We start from the raw sequence: 15582 nt of genomic DNA, 5'->3' as shown, positions 1-15582 counted from the left end.
CGGTTTTTCTAAAGGTTAAAATTACCGAGCCTGTCAGTCAATCAAAGATGGTTAAAACGCGTCAAACCAAAAGTCGGAAACTGACAAAGCGGCACCGATCGACGAGCCGGCCGGCGAGACCCGCAATCGTGGATGCATCGAACACTGGATAGATCCGCCTGAACGGCAGCGGTGGGGTGTGGACCAGCCGGTTTCACGTCGGGCGCCCGGCGAGTTGGTCCGTCACCGAACGCCCGGTCGGTCAGCCTCGACCGGACCGGTCGGCTCTGGACGGGGCTGATGGAGAGGATCAGCCCCGACCGGAGGCCTTGAGGACGAGGCGATTTCGGACGACGCGCGCAGAGCGAGCCCACGCGCTCCCTGCCGTGCACAACGGTGGGCGGCAGCGGTTCGAGCACCGCCCACGCCGCGTCCGCCGTGCGGGTCGCACGGGAGATGCCGGGTTCCATGAGTTGCTCCGCGCACAGCCAGGGCCAGCCAGATGGCCGGGACGGGCGCGAAGCAGCCGCCCGGCCGCGTCCCTACGAGGCCGAGACGATGTCTGACGGGTGCTCCTGATGACCGGTCCTCGCAGTCTGACCGCGACCCTGCTCGTGCAGGTCCGTGCCGGCGGTCTCGGGCAGGAGCAGAGCCGCGCAGAAGGCGACCCCGTAGGCGCAGAGGGCGCAGGCGCCCATCGCCGTCCCCAGCGGCAGGCTCGCGGCCAGGATGCCCACCGTGGCGGGCACGACTGAGCCGAAGCCGCGGCCGCCCCCGAGGCAGAAGCCCTGACCGTTCGCCCGGATCGAGGTCGGGAACAGCTCCGCGAAGGTCGGCAGCATGCCCGAGGCCAGGGCCCCCTGGAACGCGCCGAGGAAGAAACTCAGGACGATGGTCGTGGTGAGGCCGACCGGTGCGAGCAGCAGGATCGCGACGTTGCCGGACTGCAGCAGCAGGAACGTCATGAAGGCGGGCCGCCGCCCGATCCGGTCCGACAGCCAGCCGTAGAGGAGCGGGCCGACGAGGGAGCCGAGGATGTTCATCGCCAAGTAACCGGTGCTCGACTTGATCGAGAGGCCGAGCGCCGTGCGCAGGTAGGTCGGCAGCCACGTGATCATCACGTAGGCGCCGCCGAAGATGCCGGTCGACATGATCGCGGCGGCGGCCGTGCGGCGCAGGTGCCGGCCGGTGAAGATCGTCCAGAACGGCGGCGGCACGACGCCGTCGCGCTGCGCGGCCCGCGCCTCGGCGTAGATGCCGGATTCCGGGACGAGCCGGCGGATGAAGAAGACGAGCCCGGCCGGGACGATGCCGATGGCGAAGAAGACGCGCCAGCCCATCTCCTCGGAGAACAGGGACGCGATGACCGGCAGCAGGCTGACCGAGATCGCGTACCCGACCGCGTAGCTGCTCTGGACGGAGGCGGCGACACGCCCGCGAAGCGCGGGCCGGATCACCTCGCTGATCAGGACGCCGCCCACTGCGGCCTCGCCCCCGTAGCCGAGGCCCTGAAGGAAGCGGACGACGGCGAGAGACCAGAAGTCGCTCATGAACGCGGCCAGGCAGGTGAAGCCCGCGACCATCAGGATGGTGAGTTGCAGGATCCTGACCCGGCCGATCCGGTCGGCCAGGATGCCGGCGGCCCAGCCGCCGACCGCGGCCCCGGCGAGGGAGGCCGTGGCGAGGTATCCGGCCTCGGCCTGCGTCAGGCCGAGCGTCGCGATCAGCGCCGGGATGACGAGGGCGTAGATCGTCGTGTCCATGGCGTCGAGGCCGAACCCCGCGAAGCAGGCCCAGTAGGTTCGGCGCTCGGTCTGATCGAGCGTGTGGTACCAGCCGAGCTTCATCATGATGGGTCTCCTCCGGCCATACGGGATCGCGCGCCGCTCGGGCGGTCGGCCGGGCTGCCGGCCGGGCGGGCTGCACGGTTCGGCCGGTGCCGTCTCTTCGCGAACGGTCTGCCGGCTTCTGTCTCAGTCCTGCGGAGCGTCGCGGTATTCGAGGCCGGCAGCCGCCAGCGCCGGGCGCATCCCGTAGAGGTCGAGGCCGAGTTCTCCGGCCGCGAGCCGGGCGCGCTTGGCGACTTCGTTCGCAGCCCGTTCGTCCGCCTTGGCGGCGACGGCCTCGGCTTCGGCGTGCGGCACGACTACGACGCCGTCATCGTCCGCCACGATCGCGTCCCCCGGCCGGACCAGGGCGCCCGCGCAGACCACGGGGACATTGACGCTGCCCAGCGTCGCCTTGACCGTGCCCTTGGCGGAGATGGCCCGCGACCACACCGGGAAGCCCATCTCCTTGAGCGTGCGCACGTCGCGGCAGCCCGCGTCGATCACCAGGCCGACGCCGCCGCGCGCCGTCAGCGCGGTGGCCAGCAGGTCGCCGAACATGCCGTCGGTGTTGTCGGTCGTGCAGGCCACAATCAGGACATCTCCGGGGCGGCACTGCTCAATGGCCACGTGCAGCATCCAGTTGTCGCCGGGCTGCGCCAGCACGGTGACGGCGCTGCCGGCGATCGCGGCGCCCGGCCAGATCGGCCGCATGTAGGTCTTCAGGAGACCGGTGCGCCCCTGCGCCTCGTGGACCGTGGAGACGCCGTGCCCGGCGAGCGTGTCGGCGACGGCCGGTGCGACGCGGGGGATGTTGCGGACGACGACGTTGCTCATGCCAGCTCCTCCAGCGTCATCGGGAACAGGCGCTGATAGGCCTCCCCGTAGGTCATCGCCGTCCCGGAGTTGCGGCCGCCCTGGACGCCGCGGTTGAGCGCCACGCGCGTGTAGTACTCCCAGAGGTGCTTCTGTGCGGCGAGCACCTGGAACGCGCGGACCTTGGTTTCCCACACGGCATCGATGTTCAGGATGACCTGGGGCTTGAAGTTGCACTGCTCCGGCTGGTGCGGCTCGAACAGGAACACGGGCGGTGCGGCGTAGCTGCGGCCCGGGTCCGGCTTGTGCCCGGCGGCCTGGGCGATCACCCGGGCCTCCTGCGCCGCGTGGGCAGCGACCGGATGGTCGAAATTGTAGGGATCTTCGAGGGCGTGGGTCAGCACGAAGGCCGGACGCTCCTCGCGGTAGACGTCGACCAGCCGGTCGAGGACGGCCTCGTCGACGCGCAGGGGATAGTCGCCGACGTCGAGGAACTCGATCTCGGCTCCGAGGATGCCGGCCGCTTCCTCGGCCTCGGCGCGGCGCTGGGCCTTCACGTCCTCGAGGCGCACGCCGGCCTTCTTCCAGGCCCACTGGCTCTCGCCGCGCTCGCCGAACGACAGGCAGACGATCTTCATCCGGTAGCCCTTGCGCGCGTGCAGGGCGATGGCGCCGCCGGCGCGCCAGACGAAGTCGCCCGGATGGGCCGTCACGACGAGGCCCGATCGCGCTGCAGCCGCCATGTCTCATCGCTCCCGAAGGATGCACCGCCGCTCGCGGCACTATCGTGCATGCAGGGCTAAGGCGGTCGGGTCGCGCAAACAAATGATTAGATTGAGGGGATTGATGCAGAAGATCGAAGAATAACTGGTCGTTCGCGGGCAGCTTGGCGCGGTGCCACCGGACCGGATACGGCCGGCACGCGGCGCGATCAGAGCGCGTTGAAGTACGCCTGGATCATCCGGGCCAAGCTCTCCGCCACCGGCGACAGGGTGTGATTGCGGCGCGTCACGATGCCGATCGTCCGCGCGATGCTCGGGGCCCGGAGCGGCACGGCGACGATCTTTCCCTCGTCGGCGGCCTGGAAGGCGAGGCGCGGCACGACGGTGGCGCCCAAGCCCCCGCGCACCATGCCGATGGCGGTGGCGACGCGGTGCACCTCGTAGGTCCAGGTCACGTCGGCGTAGCGTCCCCCCAGCCCTGCCGCGATGAGCAGGTTGTTGCCGGTCTGCTCGCCGATCTTGATGAGGATCTCGCGGTCCAGGTCGGACCACGTCACCACCTTCGCGCGGGCGAGCGCGTGATCGGCCCGGCACACCAGCACGAAGGCCTCCTGGTGGATGGGCGTGATGTCGAGGTCGTAGTGCTGGGCCGACATGATGGTGATGCCGAATTCGGCCTCGCCCGCCCGCACGCGCTCGATGATCGCGGTGGCCGATTGATCGAGGACCCGCACCAGCACGCCCGGGTGGGCGGCGCTGAAGCCCTGCAGGATGACGGGGAGATGGTGGCCGGCGATCGTCGGCAGGCAACCGAACCTGACGACGTCCTGGCTCTCGCGGCCCTGCCGCCGCAGCGTGCCGAAGATCTGGGAGAGCTCGTCGACGATGCGCTGCGCGCTCGGCAGAAGTTCGACGCCGGCGGGTGTCAGCGTCACCTGCCGCGTCGTCCGCGCGACGAGCCTGACGCCGAGTTCGTCCTCCAGCTTCTTCAGGCGGTGGCTCAGGGCGGCCTGCGAGAGATTGAGGCTGGCCGCGGCCCGGTTGAAGCTGCCCCAATTGGCGATGCTGAGGAAGGCCTGCAGGCCCAGGAAATCGATCCGCTCCATCATCCCTCACCGGCGACGACGCGCAGTCGCCCGCCAAGATCGGCGAGGCAGCGGCGCGCGCTCGGACCGGTCTCGGCCTTCTTGGCGGCGATGGCGAGGCCGAACGCGTTGCGGATGAGCGGCTTGCCGAGCGCGGCCAGGCCGGTCAGGGAACGCCTGCGGATTCGTGTCATCGTGGGATCCGCCCGGCTCGGGTCCCGTCGCGGGGTGCGGGACGCACCGTCTTCGACGCGCCTTCGCGATCACTCAGCCCAGGCGCAGCAGGCCCGCGACGTCGCGCATGGTCCCGACCGTCTCGATCGCCAGCACGGCGTCGATCAGCCGGGACGTCCTGTCCGCGCCGAGGATTGGCGCCATCAGGTCGCGACACTTGGTGACCACCTCCGCCCGCGGCATCGGGTTGTCGGCCGTGCCGCGGACCGCCAGCACCTTGTCGGACAGGACCGTCCCGTCGTTCAGCGCGATGTCCACGATGGCGGCCCGCGCCGGTTCGAGGCGCTCCAGCTCGTCGCTCGGGATCAGCCGGACCTTGGCGCGCAGGCGCAGCACCGTCGGGTCGGCCATGCGGTCGCTGTCGTGCGCCGCCTGGAACGAGGCCGTCCCGTCGAGCAGCATGATCGCCACCATGTGCTGGAGGCAGATGTCGGGCATGTCGCGATTGTCGACGATCCGCGCCTCGGTGTGGGCCACGCGGACGGTGACCGATGTCACCGCTTCGGGCTCGATGCGATGCCGCTGCAGGATGTTGCTCAAGGCATCCAGCGGCGCCTGGATGGGCGAGCCCACCGTCCATTTCTTGATGTTGGTGCGGGCGATCTCGTAGCGCGTGCCAAGGCCGGCCGTCAGCTCGTCCAGCCGAGCGTCGGGCGCGTAGGCCAGGAAGTAGTTGTCGGCCCCCGAGAAGATGTCGTCGATGCCCGTGCAGCCGGCCTTCACCATCAGCGCTGCCGTGAGCCCGCTGCGCGCGGGCATGCCGGCGAACACGAAGGATTTCTCGATGTGCTGCGTGTCGCGCGTCCAGGCGCCGATGCCGGAGGATTGCTGGGCCGCATAGTCGAGCACCCAGCGCATCTGCTGCGCGTCCAGCCCGGCGGCGCAGGCGGCGGCGGCCGCAGCCCCGAAGGCACCCGCGATGGCGTGGGTGCTCTTGTGGCTGGTGTTGCGGAACGGGATCGCGTCGAAGCTGAGGGTGACGCGGGGGCCGACGTCGTAGCCCAGCGTGACGGCGCGCAGGAAGCGCGTGCCGTCGATCCCGAACGTCTCGGCGGCGGCTAGCGCCGCCGGCACGATCGGCGCGCCCGGATGCGACTGCGAGAACTCGTTCGAGTCGTCGGTCTCGTCGGAGTGGGCCAGCATGCCGTTGACCAGGGCGGCCACGAGCGGATCGGCCGTGCCCCTGGAGGCGACGAGCGTCGCTTCGCCCGAGCCGCCGTAGGAGGTCGCGAAGCTGTAGGCGGCCCTGGCCGGCGGAAGGCCGGAGCCCGACACCATGGCGGCGAAGGTGTCGAGGATGTGGTGCTTGGCCTTCTCCACGATCCCGTCCGGGAGCGCGCGGTCCCGGGCCTCGCCCATATAGGCACTGAGCCTGGCCATGACCGGGCTGACGGTTCCTCCGACGGCGCCGCGGGCAGTCGCGTCGGCCGCGGCGGCGCGCAGTGGCACGGTTCCCAGGAGGGCACCGGCGCCTTGCAGCAGGGCCCGGCGGCTCGGTCTCATCGGATGGCCTTGGTGTAACATCGGTGCTCCGGACGGCGGGTGCGGTGGGCGGTTCAGGCGAGGTCGGGGATCGGCGAGAGCACGGGCGCACCCGCGAAGAAGGCGGCGAGGTTTCCGACGACCTGTCCGATCGTCGCCTCCATGGTCTCCGGCGAGCGGCCGGCGATGTGCGGCGACAGCACGACGTTGGGCAGGGCGCGCAGCGCCGCCGGCACCTCGGGCTCGCCCTCGATCACGTCGAGCCCCGCCCCCGCGAGGCCGCCCGCCGTCAAGGCCTCGACCAGCGCGTCGGTGTCGACCACGGAACCGCGCCCGACATTGACGAGGAAGCCGGACGGTCCGAGTGCGGCGAGGGCCGCGCGTCCGACGCAGTGGCGGGTCGTGGCCCCGCCCGGCAGCGCCACGAACAGCACATCCGCCCAGGCGCAGAGCTCGCCGAGGTTCGACGCGTACGCCCACGGGACATCCGGAACAGGCCGACGGTTGTGGTAGCGCACCGCCATGTCGAAGCCGGCGCACCGCCGGGCGATGCGGCTGCCGATCCCGCCGAGGCCCAGGATGGCGGCACGCTTGCCGTGCGCGCCCGGCCTGGCGGTCCCGCCCACCCGCCAGCGGCCCGCCCGCACGGCGGCGTCGAAGCGCGGGATGTCGCGCAGCACCGCCAGGAACAGGGCCAGCGCGTGATCGGCCACGCAATCGGCGTTGGTGCCGGTGCCGTGCGTGACGACGATCCCGCGGGCGCGGGCGGCCGCGAGGTCGACGCCCTCGTAGCCGACGCCCTGGGCGCAGATGATGCCGAGATCCGGCAACTGGTCGATCAGGGCGGCCGGGATCGGCGTCGTGCCGTTCGTGATGATCGCCCGGATGTGCCCGCCGGCGCGCGCGGCGACCTCCGCGCGCGCCTCGGGGGTGACCGCCTGGTGCACGATGCACTGCGTCCGCAGCCGATCGAGGGCGAAGGGCGCGAGGTCGATCGCCAGAAGCACCTCCGGCTTCGGCGCATCCGATCCGACCGGCGATGATGATGGAGCACGCATGCGGGCTGCTTCCTCGGGCGGCTTCCTCGAACTGTCAGCTGTTCGGGCCGGACGGAATCCGGTGCAGCCGATCGGGCCCGAGCTCGGACAAGGCGTTCACGCCCAGAAGGCCCATGTTGCGCCCGACCTCGTCCTTCAGGATCGTGATCGCGCGCTCGACCTCGGCCCGGCCACCCAGGGAGGCGGCGTACAGGAAGGGCCGCCCGACGAAGACGAAGGCGGCGCCGAGCGCCATCGCCTTGAGCACGTCGGTGCCGCGGCGAAAGCCGCTATCGATCATCACCGGGATCGTGCCGCCGAGTGTCTGCACCACGGCGGGGAGCGTGCGCAATGGCGAGACCGTCGCGTCGAGCTGGCGCCCGCCGTGGTTCGACAGGATCACCCCGTCGGCGCCGAGATCCCGGGCGGTGCGCGCGTCGGCGGCCGCCATGATCCCCTTGACGACCAGCCGGCCGCGCCAGCGATCCCGCACCAGCCGCAGGTGATCCCAGCACAGGTGATCCCGGTTGCCGAAATCCCGCAGCACCGACGCGGACAGGATCGGCGCCCCGCGTGCCGCATGGGAATTCTCGAAATGCGGCATGCCGTGGCGCGCCAGCGTGCGCAAGAACGTGCCCGCGGTCCAGCGCGGGCGCGCGAGCCCGTCGAGGGCCAGCCGCAGGCTCGGCCGGAGCGGGGTCGAGAAGCCGGTGCGGGTGATGTTCTCGCGGTTGCCTGAGATCACGGTGTCGACGGTCACCACCAGCGTGCCGAAGCCCGCAGCGGCGATCCGGTCGATCAGGGCCACGATCCGGTCGGGCTCGCCGGGCAGGTAGGCCTGGAACCACGCCTCCGGGTTGTGAGGGATGACGTCCTCCATGCGGATCAGGGAGGACGCGCTCATGATCATCGGCACCCGGGCCGAACGCGCGGCCGCGGCCAGGGCGATGTCCCCGCGATAGGCCGCCAAGGCGCTCAGGCCCATCGGGGCGATGCCGAACGGCGCGGCGTAGTCGCGGCCGAACAGCGGCGTGGCCGTCTTGCGCGCGACCACCCCGACCAGCACGCGCGGCACGAAACCGTATTCACGCAGCGCCTGCCGGTTGTCGTCCAACGCGGCGTTCGTCTCCGCGGCGCCGGCGATGTAGCCGAAGACGGGGCGCGGCAGCCGGCGACGCGCCGCCGCTTCGTAATCCGCCAGCGCCAGGGCGATCGGCCTCCTGCGCCGACCCGCTGCCGCAGGTATCCCGGTCGCCGCCGTGCCGGGCACAGCCTCGGTATGCCCCGCCAGTGGCTTGGCGCCTGACGTCATGAGTCTCCCGTTCGTCGATCGGGCCGGGCCGACCTGGACCCCAGATTGACGGCGTCACAGCCGCCAGTTTCACGAATGTGTAAGAAACGCGCGAAGGTGTCCAGCCGTAGGGGGTTTCATACGACTTAATTCATGTCTGTGCATTGTTACCGGATCTGCGATGCGCCATGAGAGGTGGCCGATCCGGGTCGGAGAATCCCATGAGCCGCGACTGCCTGCCCCCTCCGGCACCCGAGCCGCCGGGTTTCCCGCTGCCGGAGGGCGCCTGCGACAGCCACACCCACGTGTTCGGGCCCTACGCGCGCCATCCCCTGTCGGCGGAGCGCAGCTACACGCCGCCGGAGAATGACGGCCCCGCCCTTCTGAGGCAGCTCGACACAATGGGCCTCGCGCGGTGCGTGATCGTCACCGCCAGCGCCTACGGTGCCGACAATCACGCCATGCTGGAGACGCTCGCGCTGGCCCCAGACCGCCTCCGCGGCGTCGCGGTCCTGTCCGAGGGCGTCGGCGAGGCCGATCTCGACGCCATGGCGCAGGCCGGCGTGCGCGGCGTGCGCGTCAACCTGTTCCGGCGCGACGGACATCAGGTCTACCGCAACGGCATGGGGCTTGAGGCCCTGCAGACGCTCGCGCCCCGGCTGCGAGCGCGGGGATGGCACCTCCAGGCATGGCTGCACGCGCCGGACCTGCCTGAACTCTGGCCGAGCCTGGCCGCCTGCGGCATGCCGGTGGTGATCGACCACATGGGCCGCATGAGCACCGCCCGCGGCGTCGACGACCCGGGCTTCGCGCTGCTGTGCCGGCTGGTGGCGGACGGCGCGGCCTGGACCAAGATCTCGGGGGCGGACCGCCTCACCGTCACGGGGCCGCCCTATGGCGACGTCGACCCGTTCGCCGCCGCCCTGATCGCGGCCAACCCGGAACGCCTCGTCTGGGGCAGCGACTGGCCGCACATCAACTATTTCGGCGGCGCGACTGACCGCGGCGTGCCGTCCGACGCGAACCTCCTGCGGGCGCTGCGGCGCTGGACCGACGACCGCGTCCTGCGCCGCATCCTGGTGGACAACCCGGGCGCGCTCTACGGCTTCCCGTGAGTGCCGACGCTACCGAGTCCCCTCGCCTTCCGGTATCAACGAGCGGTCGCTCGGGTGACGGGCCGGCCGGACCGGGACATGCGTTTCATATATGTGAATGACCAGATCGCGGTGCGGGCGTCGTGACGGTGCGCGCGGAGGTCCCTCCCGAGGCGCAGGGCGCGGCCGTGAAGTCGGCGCGCCGGGTGGTCGAGGTGCTGGAGCATTTCGACCGCGTGCAGTGCCCGCAATCCCTGACCGAGATCGCGGGGGCGCTGGGCTATCCGGCCTCCAGCACTCTGGCCCTGCTCAAGAGCCTGCTCACCCTCGACTATCTCTCCTACGATTTCGAGCGTCGCACCTACAGCCCGACCATGCGGGTCGCGATGCTGGGCGCCTGGGTGCAGGCCTGCGTCTTCCGTGACGGTGTTCTGATCCGGCTGATGGAGGCGCTGCAGGAGGCGACCGGCGAGACGGTCGTGCTCGGCATGCAGAACGATCTCCACGTCCAGTACATTCACGTCGTCCAGGCCCGCCATCTGCTGCGCTACCACCTGCACCCGGGCACGTTCCGGCCGATCCACTCGACGGCGGCCGGGCGCATGCTGCTGGCGCACCAGTCCCGCGATGCCGTCGCCCGCCTCGTGCGCCAGCTCGACCGGCGCGGCGGCGTGAGCCTCGATCTCGATACCTTCTGGGACGGCCTCCAAGAGATCCGCGCCGCCGGCCACGCGTGGTCGGCCAACCAAGTCACCGAGGGTGCCGGGACCATGGCGGTACTGGCGCCCAAGATGGCCGACGGACGGGCCACCGTTCTCGGCGTCGCCGGCCCCCTGTCGCGGCTCGAACCGAACCGGGAGCGAATCCTGGCGAGCCTGCGTGGCATCGTCGGGCCACCTCTCATCGATCCTAAAAATTCACGGTTGTAAATTTTGCGGAAGTGCGCGACCCTCCGGTCAAGACACGCCGATGCGCCGGACCAACAGGCCCCGCGCCGGACAGACGGGAGGCGCGGATGACGGACGGCATCGCCGAGCTTCGGGGGAAGCGCTACGATCTCGACCTTCCTTCGATGCGCGATCGAGTCTCAACCGAGGAATGGGAGGCGCGGGTCAACCTCGCGGCCTGCTACCGGCTGGTCGCCCTCTGGGACATGACCGACATGATCGCGAACCACATCTCGGTTCGCGTCCCCGGTGAGCCGGAGCACTTCCTGATCAATGCCTACGGGCTGCTCTACGAGGAGATCTCGGCCTCGAACCTCGTGAAGATCGATTTCGACGGCAACATCGTCGACAAGCCCGACTTCGATTACGGCGTGAACCGGGCCGGCTTCGTGATCCACAGCGCGGTCCACCGGGCGCGGCACGAGGTCGATTGCGTGATCCACACGCACACGCCGGCCGGCATGGCGATCTCGGCCATGAAGTGCGGCCTCCTGCCGATGACCCAGACGGCGATGCGCTTCTCGACGGTCGCCTACCACGATTACGAGGGCGTGGCGGTCGATCTCGACGAGCAGAAGCGCATCGTGGAGGATCTCGGCGACGCCGACCTGATTATCCTGCGCAACCACGGCCTGCTGGTGGTCGGACCGACCGTGCCGCAGGCCTTCAGCAACATCTACCGCGCGGAACTCGCCTGCAAGGCGCAGCTCATGGCGATGGCGGCGAGCGCCGACCTCGTCCTGCCCTCCGACGCGGTCATCGCCAAGACCAACCACCTCTACCGGCCGGAGGTGCGCCGCCCGTTCGGCGTGCTCGAATGGCCCGCGCTCCTGCGCAAGCTCGACCGGATCGACCCGACCTACCGGGATTGACCGCCATGACCGCGGCTCACTCGGGCACGGTGATCGAAGCGCTGGCGGATTACGCCGCCTCCGAGGGCGAGCGATCGCTGCCGGAGGAAGTGCTGCACCACGCCAAGCGCGCCCTGATCGACTGGTTCGCCGCGCTCCTGCCGGGCGCACAGCTCCCGCCCGCGACCCTGCTGACCGCGGCCCTCGCGGACGAGTTCGGGGCGGAAGGCGGCGCCGTGGTGTACGGTACCGGGCGCCGGGCTCCGTTGCGCACGGCGGCGCTGATCAACGCCACCGCCTCGCATAGCATCGAGTTCGACGACATCTTCCGCGATGCGATCTACCATCCGGGCTGCCCGGTGATCGGCGCGGCGCTCGCGGCGGCGCAGACGGTCGGCGCCGACGGGGCGGCGCTGCTGCGCGCCATCGTGATCGGCTACGAGGTCTCGACGCGCATCGGCGTGGCGGTGCAGCCCTCGCACTACCGCTACTGGCACACCACCGGCACGATCGGCACCTTCGGGGCCGCCGCCGCGACCGCTTCCCTGCTCCGCCTCGATGCCGGGCGCTTCGCCCATGCGCTCGCCACCGCCGCCACGATGGCGGCCGGGCTCCAGCAAGCCTTCCGCTCCGACGCCATGTCGAAGCCGCTCCATGCCGGGCACGCCGCGGAGGCCGGGGCGCTCTCCGCCCTGGCGGCCAGCCGCGGCGTCACCGGCGCCCTCGACGTGCTGGAGGGGGAGGCCGGCTTCGGGGCCGCGATGAGCCGGGGCGCGGACTGGCCACGCGCCGTCGCGGATCTGGGGCGCCGCTACAACATCTGCGCCATGACGTTCAAGAACCACGGCTGCTGCGGCCACGCCTTCGCGGCCATCGACGCGGCCCTGGCGCTGCGGCCGGGTCTCGACCTCGACGCCATCGAGGCCATCACCATCGGCACCTACCGGACGGCCCTCGACGTCACCGACCGGCGCGCGGTCGCGACGCCCTTCGAGGGGCGGTTCTCGACGCCCTTCACGGTGGCGAGCGCCCTCGTGCACGGCAGCGTGCGGCTCGACGCGGTCTCGCCGGAGCGCCTCGCCGATCCGCGGGTCCAGGCGCTGATGCGCCGCGTCGCCATGGTGGTCGATCCGGACTGCGAGGCCGCGTTCCCGGCCCGGCGCTCGGCCGTCGTGACCGTCACCCTGACGGATGGAAGGAGCTTCGCGCAGCGCCAGCCGACCCGCAAGGGCGATCCGGACGCGCCGCTCACCGACAACGAGCTGGCCGACAAATTCCGCGAACTCGCAAGCCCCGCCGTGGGGGACGCAGCGGCGGCCGATCTCCTCGCGACCCTGCGCGTGCTCGACACCGCCCCGGCGGAAACCGTGGCGCAGCTCGGGCGGCCGGGACCGGACTAGGCGTTCCGGCCGCAAGACCACACCCGCCAGAGCCGCGAGACCGGCCGGCGGCCTCCAGGGAGGAGAGCGCATGGACACGCGGGCAATCCCCGCCGGCCTCGCCGTACAGGACGGCACGCGGTCGGACGGGGTGACGGACCTGGAGCGTGACACGATCCGCCGGATCAACCGGCGGTTCATGCCGATCCTCGTCGTCGCCTACATGGTTTCGTTCATCGACCGGGTGAATGTCGGCTTCGCGGCGCTGACCGCCAACCGGGAGCTCGGCCTCTCGGCCACCGCCTACGGCTGGGGCGCGGGCATCTTCTTCCTCGGCTACTTCCTGTTCGAGTATCCGAGCAACGTGATGATGGGCCGGGTCGGCGCCCGACTCTGGCTGTCCCGCATCATGATCACCTGGGGCTTCATCTCGGCCGGGATGGCACTCGTGACCGGGCCGGTCTCGTTCTGCATCGCCCGGTTCCTGCTCGGCGTCGCGGAGGCCGGGTTCTTCCCCGGCCTGCTGCTGTTCGCCGCGCTCTGGTACCCGAAGGCGTACCGCGCCCGCTGCATCGGCATCATGCTGGTGGGCATGGCGGTGTCGAGCCTCGTCGGCGCGCCGATCTCGGGGCTGCTGCTGGGTCTCGACGGGTGGCTCGGGCTGTCCGGCTGGCAGTGGATGTACATCCTCGAAGGGCTGCCGGCGGTCTTCCTGGGCGTGCTGCTGCTGTTCGTCCTGACCGACACGCCCGACAAGGCCGAATGGCTCAACCGCGAGCAGCGGGACTGGCTGCGCCGGACGCTTGCGGCCGAGCCGGCCCGGCCGCATGCCGCGCCGAACGTCTGGGCGACGATCCGCGATCCGCGGGTGCTGTTCTACGCGTTCCTGTTCTTCAACGTCACGACGGCGAGCTACGGCCTGAGCCTGTGGCTGCCGCAGATCGTCAAGGCCGCCGGCCTGACCAACGCCCAGACCGGCTTCGTGACCGCGATCCCCTACGCGTTCGGCACCCTCGCGATGGTGCTGGGCGGCTGGTGGTCGGACCGGCACGCGGACCGGATCGTGCCGACCGCCGCCATGACCTTCCTGGTCGCCGCCGGCCTCACCGCTTCGGTCTGGCTCGCCGCGCCGCTCGCGCAGTTCGCCGCGATCTGCGTGGTGATGATCGGCATCTACGGGCTGAAAGGTCCCTCGCTCGCTCTCTACACCGAGAGCTTTCCCGGCCCGGCGGCGGCCGGCTCGATCGCCATGGTGACGGCGCTCGGCAACCTGTCGGGCTTCCTGCCCCCCTACCTCGTCGGCTGGATCAAGGATGCGACGGGGCAATTCACCTACGGCCTCCTGTTCCTGGCCGCGATCGCCTTCCTGGGGGGCGTGCAGGCCCTGCTCGCCCCCGCCTTCGAGCGGCGCCTCGCCGCCTCCGCGCCACGATGACGGAGCGATCCGCGATGCTCGCAACCGACACCGCCCTCGGGGAGGCGCGCCCCGCCCTCCACCACCGCGTCGCCTCGATCCTTGGCGGGTCGGTGGGCAACCTGATCGAGTGGTTCGACCTGCACATCTACACGGCGTTCTCCCTCTACTTCGCGCCGCAGTTCTTCCCCGGCGATTCGCCAAACGTGCAGCTCCTCAACGCCGCCGGGATCTTCGCCCTGGGCTTCCTGCTGCGGCCCCTCGGGAGCTGGATCTTCGGCGTCTACGCCGACCGGCACGGGCGGCGCACCGCGCTGAGTCTGTGCGTGACCCTGATGTGCGCGGGGTCGCTGCTGATCGCGATCTGCCCGACCTACGAGCAGGCAGGTATCCTGGCGCCTGCGATGCTCCTGCTCGCGCGCATGCTGCAGGGCCTGTCGCTCGGCGGCGAGTACGGGGCGAGTTCGGTCTACCTGACGGAGATCGCGGATCCGCGCCGCCGCGGCTTCTTCAGCAGCTTCAACTACGTGACGCTGATCTCGGGCCAGCTGCTGGCGACCTTCCTGCTGGTGGTGATGCGGGCGCTCCTGAGTTCCGACCAGATCGCCGCCTGGGGCTGGCGCGTCCCGTTCGCCATCGGTGCAGCCTGCGCGGTCATCGGCTACGCCCTGCGCCGGAACATCGACGAGACCGACCAGTTCAGGGCGCTCGAGCGCCGGGGCACGGCGGAGCGGCCGACCTTGCGCCTCCTAGCCCAACCGCGCGCACTGGTCCTGGTCGCCGGCATGACGGTCGGCGGCACGGTCGCGTTCTTCACCTACACGGTCTACATGCACCGGTTCCTGTCGAACTCGGCCGGGCTGACGCGAGATCAGACGACGCTGGTCTCCTGCGCCACGCTGTTCGTGTTCGCCTTGCTGCAGCCGCTGCTCGGGGCGCTGTCGGACCGGATCGGGCGCAAGCCCCTGCTTCTCGCCTTCGGTGTCCTCGGGACGCTCGGCACCGTGCCGCTGATGACCGCGATGACCCGGGTCCACGATGCGCGGTCGGCGCTGATCCTGCTGATGATCGCGCTGGTCATCGTGTCCGGCTACACGTCGGTCAACTCGGTCGTGAAGGCCGAACTCTTCCCCACGAGCGTGCGGGTCCTCGGCGTCGGCCTTCCCTACACCCTGGCGACATCCGTTTTCGGCGGCAGCGCCGAGTATGTCGGGCTGTGGTTCAAGCATCTCGGCCATGAGACCCTGTTCTTCTACTACGTCAGCGCCTGCATCGCCTGCACCTTCGTCACGACGCTGTTCCTCAAGGAGGGCGGCACCGCGAGTCTCGATCCTGAGCGGGTCGGCGGCGAGCCCCACCCGTCGAAGGATCTCGTGACCGGCGTTGCGCCGCTAGCCGACTCGCCCCGCACCGCTCAAGGATAGC

General features: G+C 70.6%; 14 protein-coding genes. 6 read left to right on the top strand and 8 right to left on the bottom strand.

From position 1 onward, the window contains the following. Positions 1–521: 521 nt before the first annotated feature. From ACLBX9_RS06855 to ACLBX9_RS06820, 8 genes are all read right to left on the bottom strand, one after another. Entirely contained in the window at positions 522–1829 is a 1308-nt protein-coding gene (locus tag ACLBX9_RS06855) for an MFS transporter (protein WP_447718376.1), read from the bottom strand. A gap of 123 nt (positions 1830–1952) precedes the next feature. Then, entirely contained in the window at positions 1953–2642 is a 690-nt protein-coding gene (locus tag ACLBX9_RS06850; RefSeq protein WP_447718375.1) for a 4-carboxy-4-hydroxy-2-oxoadipate aldolase/oxaloacetate decarboxylase, read from the bottom strand. Continuing rightward, positions 2639–3364, bottom strand: coding sequence for a PIG-L deacetylase family protein (locus ACLBX9_RS06845; protein ID WP_010684190.1), 726 nt, complete (start codon positions 3362–3364; stop codon positions 2639–2641). Before ACLBX9_RS06845 ends, ACLBX9_RS06850 begins: the two co-directional genes overlap by 4 nt. Positions 3365–3552: 188 nt before the next feature. Further along, positions 3553–4452: a LysR family transcriptional regulator gene (locus ACLBX9_RS06840; RefSeq protein ID WP_051072195.1), complete on the bottom strand. Its 900-nt coding sequence runs from the start codon at positions 4450–4452 to the stop codon at positions 3553–3555. Next, positions 4449–4622, bottom strand: coding sequence for a hypothetical protein (locus ACLBX9_RS06835; RefSeq protein WP_447718374.1), 174 nt, complete (start codon positions 4620–4622; stop codon positions 4449–4451). The genes ACLBX9_RS06840 and ACLBX9_RS06835 overlap by 4 nt, the downstream gene beginning before the upstream one ends. 73 nt (positions 4623–4695) lie before the next feature. Then, positions 4696–6165 carry an MmgE/PrpD family protein gene (locus ACLBX9_RS06830; protein WP_158169202.1) on the bottom strand — a complete coding sequence of 490 codons (1470 nt, stop codon included), beginning with the start codon at positions 6163–6165 and terminating at the stop codon, positions 4696–4698. Positions 6166–6218: 53 nt separating this feature from the next. Further along, positions 6219–7202: a 2-hydroxyacid dehydrogenase gene (locus tag ACLBX9_RS06825; protein ID WP_447718373.1), complete on the bottom strand. Its 984-nt coding sequence runs from the start codon at positions 7200–7202 to the stop codon at positions 6219–6221. A 34-nt stretch (positions 7203–7236) separates the two neighbouring features. After that, positions 7237–8493: an alpha-hydroxy acid oxidase gene (locus ACLBX9_RS06820; protein ID WP_447718372.1), complete on the bottom strand. Its 1257-nt coding sequence runs from the start codon at positions 8491–8493 to the stop codon at positions 7237–7239. Between the two features lie 200 nt (positions 8494–8693). Here ACLBX9_RS06820 and ACLBX9_RS06815 point away from each other — a divergent pair, with 200 nt between their 5' ends. The 6 genes from ACLBX9_RS06815 (at position 8694) to ACLBX9_RS06790 (ending at position 15581) form a co-directional block, all read left to right on the top strand. After that, complete coding sequence (locus tag ACLBX9_RS06815) at positions 8694–9587, top strand: amidohydrolase family protein (protein WP_447718371.1); 894 nt, start codon at positions 8694–8696, stop codon at positions 9585–9587. 122 nt (positions 9588–9709) lie between these two features. Beyond that, complete coding sequence (locus tag ACLBX9_RS06810; RefSeq protein WP_447718370.1) at positions 9710–10495, top strand: IclR family transcriptional regulator; 786 nt, start codon at positions 9710–9712, stop codon at positions 10493–10495. 86 nt (positions 10496–10581) lie between these two features. Continuing rightward, positions 10582–11385, top strand: coding sequence for a class II aldolase/adducin family protein (locus ACLBX9_RS06805; RefSeq protein WP_447718369.1), 804 nt, complete (start codon positions 10582–10584; stop codon positions 11383–11385). A 5-nt stretch (positions 11386–11390) separates the two neighbouring features. After that, positions 11391–12764 (top strand): MmgE/PrpD family protein, encoded by a 1374-nt coding sequence (locus tag ACLBX9_RS06800; protein WP_010684181.1) that lies wholly within the window; start codon positions 11391–11393, stop codon positions 12762–12764. Between the two features lie 70 nt (positions 12765–12834). Then, on the top strand, positions 12835–14178 hold the full coding sequence (locus ACLBX9_RS06795) for an MFS transporter (protein WP_010684180.1): 1344 nt from the start codon (positions 12835–12837) through the stop codon (positions 14176–14178). Positions 14179–14192: 14 nt separating this feature from the next. Beyond that, positions 14193–15581, top strand: coding sequence for an MFS transporter (locus ACLBX9_RS06790; protein ID WP_447718368.1), 1389 nt, complete (start codon positions 14193–14195; stop codon positions 15579–15581). The last annotated feature ends 1 nt before the right edge of the window (position 15582 follow it).

It is taken from the genome of Methylobacterium sp. A49B, from assembly GCF_053346215.1.
Note: the sequence above shows the minus strand (reverse complement) of the source record. Positions and strands in the feature narration are given on the sequence as shown.